General features: G+C 46.2%; 11 protein-coding genes. 1 reads left to right on the top strand and 10 read right to left on the bottom strand.

Translation table 11 applies throughout. The annotated features are described in order from the left end of the window. Positions 1–100 precede the first annotated feature (100 nt). The gene (locus TPET_RS04135) at positions 101–829 is read left to right on the top strand and encodes an SPL family radical SAM protein (RefSeq protein WP_011943394.1); all 729 of its coding nucleotides are present in this window, start codon (positions 101–103) and stop codon (positions 827–829) included. 21 nt (positions 830–850) lie between these two features. On the opposite strand, the gene xylB is transcribed toward TPET_RS04135, so the two are convergent. From xylB to TPET_RS04185, 10 genes are all read right to left on the bottom strand, one after another. Next, a complete protein-coding gene (xylB, locus tag TPET_RS04140) occupies positions 851–2,329 on the bottom strand; it encodes a xylulokinase (RefSeq protein ID WP_011943395.1) in 1,479 nt (492 codons plus the stop codon). Further along, complete coding sequence (locus tag TPET_RS04145; RefSeq protein WP_128080927.1) at positions 2,329–3,891, bottom strand: sugar ABC transporter ATP-binding protein; 1,563 nt, start codon at positions 3,889–3,891, stop codon at positions 2,329–2,331. Before TPET_RS04145 ends, xylB begins: the two co-directional genes overlap by 1 nt. A gap of 15 nt (positions 3,892–3,906) precedes the next feature. Then, complete coding sequence (locus TPET_RS04150) at positions 3,907–4,878, bottom strand: sugar-binding protein (protein ID WP_011943397.1); 972 nt, start codon at positions 4,876–4,878, stop codon at positions 3,907–3,909. 24 nt (positions 4,879–4,902) lie between these two features. After that, a complete protein-coding gene (locus TPET_RS04155) occupies positions 4,903–5,622 on the bottom strand; it encodes a polysaccharide deacetylase family protein (RefSeq protein WP_011943398.1) in 720 nt (239 codons plus the stop codon). Positions 5,623–5,636: 14 nt separating this feature from the next. Further along, positions 5,637–6,590 (bottom strand): ABC transporter permease, encoded by a 954-nt coding sequence (locus TPET_RS04160; RefSeq protein ID WP_011943399.1) that lies wholly within the window; start codon positions 6,588–6,590, stop codon positions 5,637–5,639. A gap of 12 nt (positions 6,591–6,602) precedes the next feature. Beyond that, on the bottom strand, positions 6,603–7,766 hold the full coding sequence (locus TPET_RS04165) for an iron-containing alcohol dehydrogenase (RefSeq protein ID WP_011943400.1): 1,164 nt from the start codon (positions 7,764–7,766) through the stop codon (positions 6,603–6,605). A gap of 13 nt (positions 7,767–7,779) precedes the next feature. Beyond that, positions 7,780–8,919 (bottom strand): ROK family transcriptional regulator, encoded by a 1,140-nt coding sequence (locus TPET_RS04170; RefSeq protein WP_011943401.1) that lies wholly within the window; start codon positions 8,917–8,919, stop codon positions 7,780–7,782. A gap of 107 nt (positions 8,920–9,026) precedes the next feature. Further along, entirely contained in the window at positions 9,027–9,989 is a 963-nt protein-coding gene (locus tag TPET_RS04175) for a radical SAM protein (RefSeq protein ID WP_011943402.1), read from the bottom strand. Then, positions 9,970–11,235, bottom strand: a complete 1,266-nt coding sequence (murA, locus tag TPET_RS04180; RefSeq protein ID WP_011943403.1) for a UDP-N-acetylglucosamine 1-carboxyvinyltransferase — start codon at positions 11,233–11,235, stop codon at positions 9,970–9,972. The genes TPET_RS04175 and murA overlap by 20 nt, the downstream gene beginning before the upstream one ends. Next, on the bottom strand, positions 11,236–11,808 hold the full coding sequence (locus tag TPET_RS04185) for a diguanylate cyclase domain-containing protein (RefSeq protein WP_011943404.1): 573 nt from the start codon (positions 11,806–11,808) through the stop codon (positions 11,236–11,238). It abuts the gene before it with no gap. Between the last annotated feature and the right edge of the window lie 12 nt (positions 11,809–11,820).

Raw genomic sequence — 11,820 nt, forward strand, 5'->3', positions numbered from 1 at the left:
TGGTAGGGTTTCCCGAGAAATTATACATCACCATCCCGGTGGATATTCTGAAACAGTATCGGAAAATTTCTAAAGAATTTCCCATGGTATCCTTTTGAAGATGAGAGTAAAAGAGATAAATGTTAAGAGCGCACTGACTTATTCCGAATCGAAAAGAAGGTACACTCTCAGCCCTTACGTGGGCTGTACCAATGCCTGTGTGTACTGTTACGCCAGTGATTACGCACGGCGATACAGAGAGATGAACTGGAAGTCAGAAATCATCGTGAAACGAAACATAGCCGAAGTTCTCAGAAAAGATATCATCAAGAAGAAACCACACCACGTTTTCATGAGCACCATGTGTGATCCGTATCAACCTATCGAGAAAGAGTACAAGCTCACTCGAAGATGTCTCGAAGTCTTTCTGGAGTTCCCGCTTCTGGAAATCGAGGTGATGATTCTCACAAAATCCACACTCGTTTTAAGGGACCTGGACCTGTTTAAGAAGATGAGAAGAATCTCGGTTGGACTCAGCGTCACAACTGATGACGACGAAATCCGGAAGATGTTCGAGCCCAACGCGAGTTCCATAGAGGAGAGAGTGGAGGTTTTGAAGGTGCTGAAAGAAAATGGAATAAGGACCTGTGTTTTCATCAGTCCCATGCTTCCCATGAACCCGAAAAAGCTGGCGAGCGTGTTGAAACCTCACGTGGATTGCGTGTTTATCGACGACATGCACTATCGATGGCGTGTGAAGGATTTTTACGAAAAACTAGGGTTTTCCTGGGCACTTGAGAATGAGTACTTCGAAAGAACTCGAAAAGAACTACTTGAACTCTTTCAATAAAGAGGGCAGAGCGCCCTCTTTTCAAGATCTGAACATCTCTTTGAGAGATGTGTAGAGTTTTTTGAATTTCTCGTGTAGTTTTTCGTAGGTTTCTGTGTTTTCAACAGCAGGGTCAGTGTAACTCTTCACGCGGAACCACTCTTTCGAAATTTTCGCGGGATTTTCTCCCATTGAGCCAGACACTGCGAGGATCGCTGCACCGTAAGACGCCCCTTCATCCACGGCTGGTTTTTGTATTCTCAATCCTGTCATATCTGCGAGCATTTTGTTCCATACCCTGCTCTTTGAACCTCCTCCTGTAATTCTCACACTGTTGAGAACCACCTTGAGTTCTCTCAGTATATCGAACGAATCTTTGATACCGAAGGCAACGCCTTCGAATATGGCTCTCACCATATCCCACTTGGTGTTGTACGAGGATATACCGAAGAAAACACCCCTCGCGAATGGATCTCTGTGTGGTGTCCTTTCACCGTTGAGATACGGCAGGAAGATTATCCCGTTTGATCCTGCAGGAATTTTATCCACCTCTTCGTTGATTGTTTCGTAATCTTCGCTCAGGAATTTTTCCTTGAACCACTCCAGTGAATAGGTAGCGGAGAGCATCACACCCATGTGGTATCTTGTTTCTGGAACGGTGTGTGCAAAGAAATGTACTCTACCCTTTGGATCGGGCTGATTCCCTTTTGTGGGTGCCAGAACGGTTCCTGAAGTACCGAGACTCACCATCACGTCACCCGGTTCTACGACGGCTATTCCAAGAGCTGCACAGGCGTTGTCGGCTCCTCCGCCTATCACAAGCGTGTCTTCGGAGAGACCGAGATCCGACGCTACTTCGGGTTTCACATTTCCAACCACGCCGTTCGACGGTATTATCTCTGGAAGAACACTTTCCGGTATGTTGAGTTCTTTCAATACGTCCTTGTTCCATTCCATCTTTGACACACTGTACATCACCGTTCCGGAGGCGTCGGAATGCTCCGTTTTCACCTCACCGGTGAGCATGTAGTTTATGAAATCTTTCGGAAGCATGATTTTTGAGATTTTTTCGTAGATCTCAGGTTCATGCTTTCGGATCCAGAGTATTTTTGGGAGTGTGAAACCGGGCAAAATAGGATTTCCGACGAGCTTGAGAACGTTTTCCTCTCCGCCGAGGATCTGGGTGGCTTCTTCACACTCTTTGTATGTTCTCTGATCGCACCAGAGGATGGCATTTCTCAGGACTTTACCGTTGTCATCTATTGCTACAAGACTGTGCATCTGCCCGCTGGTGGAGATCGCTCTTATTTTGCCGCCCATTTCTTTCGATCTGTCGGAGAGGTTTTTCAGTATTTTTCTCACCGCCTCCCACCAGGAGAAGGGATCCTGCTCTGCCCAGGCGGGCTGAGGAGTGAGCATCATTAGTCTTTCGTTCGCAGTAGCGAGAATCTCTCCCTTCTCGTTCACAAGAATTCCCTTGACGCCGGTCGTTCCCACATCGAGTCCCACGTACAGGTTCATTATGCGACCCTCCCGTTCTGTTTTTTCTGTCCAGATGCGTAGTACATTATTTCCTCCTGGGTGACTTTTTTCTCTCTGTTGTCCAGAACGGCTGTGATTTCACCTTCCCACATGACGATTATTCTATCGCTGAGATTCAGTATTTCTGGGAGTTCCGAAGAGATCATGATCACAGCTTTTCCCTGTGCGGCGAGTTCTCTGATCATTCTGTGTATTTCTGCCTTTGCACCAACGTCTATTCCGCGTGTTGGTTCGTCGAAGATCAGAATATCCACATTCGTGGCGAGCCATTTGGCAAGGACCACTTTCTGCTGGTTTCCGCCCGATAGATTTTCTGTTATTTGATAAATGGAAGGCGTTTTTATGGAGAGTCTTTTTACATAGTCTTCTGAGATCTCTTCTTCTTTTCTTTCATCGAGCACGAGCCTCCATTTGCTGATTTTTTTCAGTGATGGGAGCACGATGTTGTCCTTCACAGTCATTCTCAAAACGAGTCCCTGAAGTTTTCTGTCTTCAGGAATGAGTCCTATCCCCATCTTTATGGCATCTTCCGGATTTTTTATTTCAACTTTCCTTCCGTTAACGTATATGTCTCCAGATTCCTTTTGATTCACTCCGAACACCAAGAGCATCGTTTCAGTTCTTCCAGCCCCCACAAGTCCCGCGAATCCCAGAACTTCTCCCTTTCTCACTTCAAAAGAAACATTCTTCACTTTATCCTTCCATCTCAGGTTTTTGACTTCGAGTGCAATTTCTCCGGGTCTGGTCTCAATTCCGTGTGGGAAAAACTCCACTTCACGTCCTACCATCATTTTTATGATCGTGTCCACATCGAATTCTCCTTTTTTCAACTCGCCGACTCTTTTTCCGTCTCTCATCACAACGATCCTGTCACTTATCCTCATAACTTCGTCCAGTCTATGTGAAACGAAAACGACAGAAATACCTCTACTTTTCAACATTTCTATGATTTCGAAGAGTCTTTCTGTCTCTTCGACAGTGAGAGATGATGTGGGTTCATCCATGAAGATGATCCTGGGTTCTTTAACCAGTGCCTTACATATCTCCACCATCTGTCTCTGGGCGGTGGTGAGATTTCTCACCAGAGCGTCTGGAGAGAATTTGGCGCCGATGAGATCGAGCAGTTCTTTAGATCTTGTGTACATATAGTTCTCATCAACTCTACTGGAAAGGGTTCTTTTCTGTCCTCTGACAGCTTCATAGGCGAGAAAGATGTTTTCCGCCACAGTCATGTTGTCACACAGGTTCAGTTCCTGATGGATAACACTTATACCCTTTTTGAACGCGTCGACCGGAGAGTGAAATTCTACCCTTTCGCCGTTGACCAGAATTTCTCCCGCATCAGGTTTGAGGACACCCGTCAGAATTTTTATGAGGGTGGATTTACCAGCACCATTTTCACCTATCAGAGAGACAATCTCGTTTTCGTAAACCTCAAAATCGACGTTGTCCACAGCCACAACTCCAGGGAATCTTTTCACTATGCCCTTTGCTTTCAGTATCTCCATTCGATCACCCCTGAAAACGAGGAGGGGAAACACCCCTCCTCGTGTTTTTCAGAATTTTATTGGAATTCCGAGTTCTTCCATCTTCTTCAAATATTCATCGAGGTTCTCTGGTGTGACCACGTCAACACCTGTGTCGATCACGTAGTCAACCTTTCCATCAACCTTGACTTTCGGAAGCATCATCAGAGTGTTCTGAACACCTATCTTGTTCATCAGATAAAGAACTGTGACTGACAGGTATCCCATCATGTAAGGTCTCTGCCCCATTGTTGCCTGAATAACTCCCTCTTTCACGTACTGAAGAATATCGGGTGTTGTATCGAAACAGACGATCTTCACTTTCCCAACTTTTCCAGCATTTTTCACCACGAGTGCCTGAGAAGGTCCGTTGTAGGCGTACACACCGAAAAATGCATCGAGATCTGGATGGGCATTGAGGGCAGCTTCCGCCAGAGACACAGCCCTTGCACCGTCTTCTTCATCGTTGAGAATGTCGACTATTTCTATCTCTGAATCCTTGATGGCGTCTTTGAACCCCTGGATTCTCTGAAGGGAATTCATAGCCGTCAGTGAACCCGTTCCTATGACGACCTTACCCTTTCCTCCAAGGAGCTCCTTCATGATGAGACCGGCTGTGTAACCCGCCTGGTAGTTGTCCGTTCCGATGTAGACGTACCTTCCGCTGTCTGGAGAGTCTGTATCGAGAGTGACAACAGGAATACCCATCTCAAGGGCTTTCTTGATGGTGGGGATGACTGCAGTTGGATCGGACGGTGCGATCGCAATACCGTCCACGCCCTCGGCTATGAAAGATTCGAGCATCTGAAGCTGGGCGTTGATATCTTCCTTTTGTGGGACGAAGAACTTCGTATCCACTCCGAGGGCCTTCCCCGCCGCTTTAACACCCTGTTCCACCTGTGACCAGTAAGGATGGACGGATTTTCCGATAACACCTATGGTGAGAGCCAGCGACAGACCAGCAACCAGGAGAACCGAAAGAAAAACCAGAAGTTTCCTCATGATAACACCCCCTTGAAAGATGGTTTATTCCACATACACCCACATCTTTTTTCTGTACACCGGATCTTCAGGGTTCACTCCTTTTCTTTTGAAAAGCTCGCTCAGAGTGACGAATTCGTATCCACGTTTTTTCAATTCTGGGATCAGTATCTCCAGGACTTCGACGATCGGATGCGGCTCCGGCTGTACGTCGTGAAGAAGAATTATTGCACCATCTCTTACGCCTTTCAGTACGTTGTTTACTATCTTTTGGGGATCTCTATCGCATCCTGCCCAGTCGTAACCGAGAACGCCACTCACAAACGGCATGTTTATCACATCGAACATGGTACCGCTCACTGCCAAGTTTGGTGGCCTGAAGAATCGAGGTTCTTTTCCTGCGTATTTCTTGATAAGCTCGTTCGTGCGTTCGATGTGATCTTTTATCGTCTCAGGATCTTTTTTGTCAAGTGGTTCATAATTCCACGAGTGATTTCCTATTTCACATCCCATGGATATCATTCTTTCGAGGATAGCTCGAGTACTTTCGTTCAACCTCTGTCCCACAACGAAAAAGGTAGCTACAACACCGTGTTTTTCAAGAGTGTCCAGTACTGCGGAGGTGAGTTTTACATCAGGACCGTCATCGAAAGTGAGCGCCACCAGTTTCACTCCGTTTTCCTCCTTGGAGTTCACTTTTGAATCAATTGAAAAAAGCAAAACTGTTGTCAAAAAGATCGAAAGAAAAACCAGAAGTCTTTTCATGACCCACCCACCTGTTATTTGCTTGCAAGTCTCCTTCTCAATATGTCGAGAGTTACTGCCACAACTATGACGATTCCGATGACTACATTGTGCCAGTACGTCGAAACGTTGAGAAGAACGAGAGCGTTCCAGAGAAGACTAATGATACTCGCGCCTACGATTGCTCCTAAAACACTTCCTTCTCCTCCCGTGAGACTCGTTCCACCGATCACGGTAGAGGCTATGGCATAGAGTTCGTACATATTACCAACACCTGGTTGCCCTTGAGAAAGCCTTGCCGCAATGATTATCCCCACCACACCGGCAAGGAACCCTGATACCATGAACGCTATCATTCTCACCCTGTCCACGTTCACCCCGGAAAATCTTGCGGCGACTTCGTTACCGCCGGAAGCCCTCAGGTGTTTTCCGTAAACGGTCTTTCTGAGGAAGAAATCTGCCACAAGAGCCACTGCAAGGAGAATCCACACCGGGATCGGTATCTTCAAAAATTCACCCTGCCCGATTTTCAAAAAAGAAGACGGGAGTCCGATTATAGGCCATCCCTTTGTGATCACGGCTGCCATGCCTCGGGCGATTGTCAGTGTTCCAAGGGTGATGATAAAGGCGGGAACCCTGAGTTTTGTGACGAACAAGCCGTGCCACGCACCTGCTCCTATAGAAAACAATAGAATGAGAATCACAGAGATCCACACGGGAACACTGTGAGTCATGAGCCAGGCGACCATTACCCCTGTGAGCGCCACCATAGAACCGGGGGAGAGGTCGATGGCTCCTCCCCCGGAGATGATGACAAAGGTTTCACCGATAGCTAACAGGCCAAAGATCGCTATCTGCCTTCCGAGAGCCTGAAGATTGAATGCCGTCAGAAAGCGGGGATTCAGGATAGCCGTGAAGACAGCCAGACTGACGAGAGCAACTAAAGGGCCGAGTTCTCTGAAAGTTCTCTTCTTAAATTTCGAAGCCAAGCTATCTCCTCCTCAGTAACACCTGTTGAATATTTCTTCCATGTCCTTCGCGGTTAAGTTACCGGGAGTTACAACAACCACTCCATTCAGTATCCTGTAGCCGGTTTCTGCCATCTTTGGAATATCCTCTTTTTTCACACCCAGTTCACTGAGTCTCTTGTTGAGACCGAACATTTCCTGGAAGTCTCTCAGTTTCTTGATAGCGATCCTTCCAGCTTTTCTATCGTCTGTTTCGTAAACGCCGAACACTTCCCTTCCAACGATGGCGAGTCTCTCGTAGGCGTGATCGAAGATGTATTCGAACAGGTACGGACCTGTGATGCACAGACCAAGACCATGGGTGATTTCTGGATAGAAACCACTGAGACCATGCTCCAGCGCGTGGTTTGCGATCACACCGGTCAGAGTCTCTGTGATTCCTGCTTCAGTACTGGCCCAGGCGAGGTTCGTTCTGGCTTCCATATCTTCTCCGTTCTCGTAAGCAACTGGGAGATATGTCACAATCCTTTTCATGGCGTCCAGGGCGAGGACATCCGAGTAAGGATTCGCATTCACGTTGAGGAAGGATTCTATAGCGTGATAGAACGCATCCATAGAGGTGTACGCGGTCTGGTCTTTCGGTAATGTCTTCATCACTTCAGGATCCACAAGGGAGAGAACGGGAAAGGTGTTTCTATAGCCTATTCCCACTTTTTCTTTCGTTTGGGGATTTGTGATCACCGCAAATGGATCTGCCTCGGTTCCCGTTCCGTGTGTGGTGGGTATAGCAACAACGGGGATGGATTTTTCTGGAATCTTTCCACCACCTACGGGAACGTAATCCCAGAATTTTCCTTCATTCGGAGCGGTAATAGAAATCGCTTTTGCGCTGTCTATTGGACTTCCTCCACCAAGTCCTATGATGAAATCTATTTTCTCTTTTCTCACGATTTCTGCAGCCTCATCGACGTGATCCGATATCGGGTTGGGAATTATTTTGTCGAAGACGAAACTTTCCACTCCTGCTTTCTTGAGAAGATCTACCACTCTCTGCAAAAGGCCGGTCTTCTTAGTGCTGGAGCGCCCTGTCACAATCAATGCTTTTTTTCCGAGCTTTTTTGCCCTTTCTTCCAGTTCGTCCACCGCTCCCACCCTGAAAATGATCTCCGTTGGAAGATAGGATGAAATTTTGAACATACTGTCACCTCCTTTATTTGACTTCTTCTATTATGTCCTCGACAGCCAGTACGGCCGCGCCCACGAGGTTGGAACTGATGTTTCTGAATTCTGTGGTTCTGATTTTCAGATCCTTCACAGCGGCCTTCAAAGCTCTTTGATGGACAAAGTCTTTTACAATATCGAGAAAACTATCACCAAGATCGACGACTTCCCCACCAAGGATCACGAGTTCAGGATTCAATATGTTCACCAGGTTCACGATGCCGACCGCTATGTTTTCCGCAAATTTCATCAGTATTCTTTTTGCATCGTTTCTCTGCTTCAGCGCCTGGAATTTCTCTATTGCGTTTTTTCCAGGGAGTTCTTTCCCGTACTGCTCGATCGCCCAGTTGATCGAAGAGACGAGTTCCCAGCAACCCCAGTTGGAACAGTGGCACTGCCTGTCGGAGTACATGTTCACTGTCATGTGCCCTGCTTCACCCGCTGTAAAAGAAGGACCTCTGAAGATCTTTCCATCGATCATCAATCCCGCTCCAACACCCTCTCTTATGATGATAAAAACGGCTTCTTTCACGTTTCTCAGATCTTCTGAGTGGTACTTTTCGGCGAGCATGGAAAGATTCGCCTCGTTGTCCGCAAGAACGGGAACATCGACTTTGAGGAGTTCTTTTATACTCACATTCTCCCACTCAAGGTTTGGGGCGAGAAGTATTTTCTTTTCTTCCATATCAACCATTCCTGGAACGGAAAGAGAGATTCTTGAAATTCTATATTCACCTGAGATGCGTTCGTAGATTTCTTTGACTATGTTGAAGAATTCCACTGGTTCCCTCGGTGTGTTGAAAGTTCCCCTCGGTTCTACTTCTCCGTCGAAAAATCCAACACCGTAGGTCGTTATATTCACTCCTATATCGAAGACTAAACTCAAAAAGGCGTTCTTTCTTAGATCGAGGAGAATTCTTCTTCTTCTTCCGGGAGAATTTTTCCCCATCGTACCGATCTCTCTTATATAACCTTCATCTATGAGTTCTTTCGTGAGTCTTGTTACACTGCTCGGCGTGAGCCCTGTGACCTCCGATATGTCTGATCTGGAGATGGGATGGTTTTCGTGAATCACCTTGAGGATGCTCTTTTTGTTGAGGATTTTTATTCTCGGAGAGTTGTATTTCAACTTCGATTCCTCCTTTTGGATCGTAATATTATCTTCTCATTAATTATATGCGGGAAATAATTTAAAATCAAGGTCGGATATCTGTTGTTTTCTCCATTTTCGACTGCTTAATAGGAATTATGGGTTTTTAACCTTAAAAATTGTAATTTTTCGGAGATTTCCTTCAGGCCTCTGGCGGTCACTCTCTCTTTTTCTTCAGATTGATACCATCCTTCGGTAAAACCGTATCTTTCAGCCAGTTCTAAAATTTTTTCGTACTCGTCCTGGTTCAGTTTTCTGCTTATTTCGGGAAATTTCTGGGCGTCAAAGTGAGGGATGTACTGATTCATTATGGAGAGAGGAATTCGTGTGGACAGGCTTGAAAGGAAAGAAAAAATTTCAGAATAATCCACCACGTTTCCAGGAAGAACAAGAATTCTCACAATGAGGCCTTTCATTTTTTCTTCGTCGAAGACACCCACCTGTCTGAACATCTCGATGATGGCCTTCTGAACAACTGTCCAGTAATCCGGGGTTTTTGAGTACTTTTTAGAAGCTTCGTTGTCCGAATATCTCACATCGGAAAGATAGATATCAACGGCACCTTCTAAAAGTCTGAGAATCTCGAGGTCTTCGTATCCGCTGGTGTTGTAGACGATGGGAAGGTTCAATCCATTTTCAATGGCGATTCTCAGGGCTGAGATTATGAACGGAAGGTGTGGTGTGGGGGTGACAAGATTCAGGGTCTTCGCACCGTGTTTTTGCAGGATCAAGAATATCTCCGCAAGGTCTTCCACTTCAACCTCTGTTCCTATTCCTTTCTGACTGAATCCCATGTTTTGACAGTATACACATTTCATGTTACAACCGCTGAAGAACACCGTACCCGCACCCGTTTTTCCAGAGATGGGAGGTTCTTCACCGAAGTGAAGAACCGCGTTGGATATCTTCGCTCTGGCGGGCAGTCCACAGATTCCGGTGGTTCTGTATCTATCAACACCACACTTTCGAGGACAGAGTTCGCACTTTTCAAGGTTGTCCCAAAGTGTGGTTTCGATCTCTTTTATTCTCTCAATTTTCTTTTTCGACATACTCGATTTTTGCTCCCAGTTTGCTGAATTTGTCTATGACATCTTCGTAACCTCTGAATATGTGTTCAACGTTGCTTATCTCTGTAACACCATCCGCTATGATTCCCGCTATGAGAAGGGCAGCGGTTGCTCTGAGATCCGTTCCCTCAACAGGGGCACCGCTGAGCTTTTCAACTCCTTTCACTATGGCAACGTTTCCAGAAACTTCTATGTCCGCTCCCATTCTTTTCAACTCGTCCACGTGTAAGAACCTCGTTTTGAAGACGTTTTCGGTTATAACCGAGACTCCCGACGCTATCGATAGATACGCCATCATCTGAGGTTGGAGATCCGTGGGAAAACCAGGGTACGGATTCGTTGTAACATCCACCGCTTCTGGTCTTTCTCTCATTTCGATCTCTACTTCGTTTCCAAAAACTTTAAGTTTTACCCCTGTTTCTTCTAGTTTCTCAAAAAAGTTCGTGAGATGATCCGGGTTCACGTTCTTCACCAGACCTTTTCCTCGACTTGCTGCGATGGCTACCAGGTACGTTCCAGCTTCTATTCGATCGGGAATGATGCTGTATTCAACTCCCTGCATTTTCTCCACGCCTTCAATCACTATTCGGCTGGTTCCGGCTCCTTCAATACGTCCACCCATTCTGTTTATGAAATTTTGAAGGTCCACGATTTCAGGTTCCATGGCGGCGTTTTCTATCACCACACGAGTGCCTTCCAGGAGAGCCGCTGTGGTCATCAGGTGTTCCGTGGCACCAACGCTTGGAAAAGGAAGGGTAATCGTCACCTGGTCGGTTCTTCTTTCAAAGGTGGCTTCAACAAAGCCGTGTTCCACTTTTATCGAGAATCCCATTTTTTTGAGACCTTCAAGATGAAAGTCCACAGGTCTGACACCTATGGAACACCCGCCTGGAAGAGCAACTTTCGCCCTTCCAGTTCTCACAGCGATCGGACCGAGCACGTTGAAGGACGCCCTCATCTTCCTGACAAGTTCGTAAGGTACTTCCTGTGAGATATCGTTTTCTCTTTTGATCTTCAGTTCGTTCTCGTCGAATTCCACTCTGAATCCAATGGATCTCAGGATGTCTATCATGACGAAGACATCTTGGAGTCTCGGTACGTTTTTGAGAATTATCTCTTCATCGCATAGAATCGCCGCTGCCATTATTGGAAGAGCAGCGTTTTTTGAACCCGATATCTCCACTTCTCCTTCGAGAACGGTACCACCCTGAACGACCAGTTTGCCCAATCAAGCCACCGCCTTTTCAAGATCGAGGATCGCCTTTTCCAGATCCATGAAATCTTCAGGATAGCTTTTGTATGCAATCGAGTATTCGATGTCTCCTATACTTTCGATGTGATTTTTTATTCTCTCTTCTATATTCGGAGCCGTTTCTTTTCCAACACCGATTACGAAGAGTGCAAAAGTATCATCGGAGTATCTGCCCACACTATCTAAGGGTACCCTCACGCATTCTTTGAGAACTTTTCCTATCTTCATCAGCGCTTTTTCTCTTTCATTCTCAGATACCTTTGTTTTCACAAAGAATATCGTGTAAGGTGTGTTCTCTTCGAAGGCCCTCTGATGTTGATAAGATAGGAGTCTCAGGAAATGGTCTTTCGCGTACACTCTTGTCAGTGGATCGATCATTTTTGTAGTTCCCAGCTTTTCAAAGAAATCGTCGAACACCTGGAATTGTTTCTTCATGACTTCGTTGTATTCTTCTATCAGAGCCTCGAGCTCCTGCTCTCTCTGCTGGCATTGCCGCAGCTTCTCTTCCAGCTCTTCTATTCTTTTCAAAAGTTCCGTGCGTTCATCCATGTTGAGCACCTC

The sequence above is a fragment of the Thermotoga petrophila RKU-1 genome, from assembly GCF_000016785.1.
GTDB classification, from domain to species: Bacteria; Thermotogota; Thermotogae; order Thermotogales; family Thermotogaceae; genus Thermotoga; species Thermotoga petrophila.